1 tRNA gene and 1 rRNA gene are annotated in these 369 nt (G+C 43.1%); both read right to left on the bottom strand.

Annotation, left to right across the window (positions count from 1 at the left end):
* Nucleotides 1-141 precede the first annotated feature (141 nt).
* Nucleotides 142-215 (bottom strand) — tRNA-Ile (locus tag E6C50_RS17520).
* Nucleotides 216-308: 93 nt separating this feature from the next.
* Nucleotides 309-369: ribosomal RNA gene (locus tag E6C50_RS17525) — 16S ribosomal RNA — on the bottom strand; the annotation flags it as partial.

The following is a 369-nucleotide window of genomic DNA, read 5'->3' on the forward strand; positions in this document are numbered from 1 at the left end:
ATGACCTCCTGCGTGCAAGGCAGGCGCTCTAGCCAGCTGAGCTAATCCCCCATTCTTTCTTATTTTGAATGTTGAATTTCGAATTTTGAATTAATCCCTAATCCAAATCCCAACTTCCAGAATTTCCGATAGTATAAGTTGTAGTCCCGGGCAGACTCGAACTGCCGACCCCTACATTATCAGTGTAGTACTCTAACCAGCTGAGCTACGAGACTTTGTAATGCTCTTATACTTCTTCTTCTTTTTTTTTGAACTAACAGCGAGAGTAAAACCTCTTGTATCATAAACCCTTAATTATCTTTCTCTAGAAAGGAGGTGTTCCAGCCGCACCTTCCGGTACGGCTACCTTGTTACGACTTAGCCCCAGTT

The organism is Flavobacterium supellecticarium, assembly GCF_004801375.1.
GTDB lineage: Bacteria > Bacteroidota > Bacteroidia > Flavobacteriales > Flavobacteriaceae > Flavobacterium > Flavobacterium supellecticarium.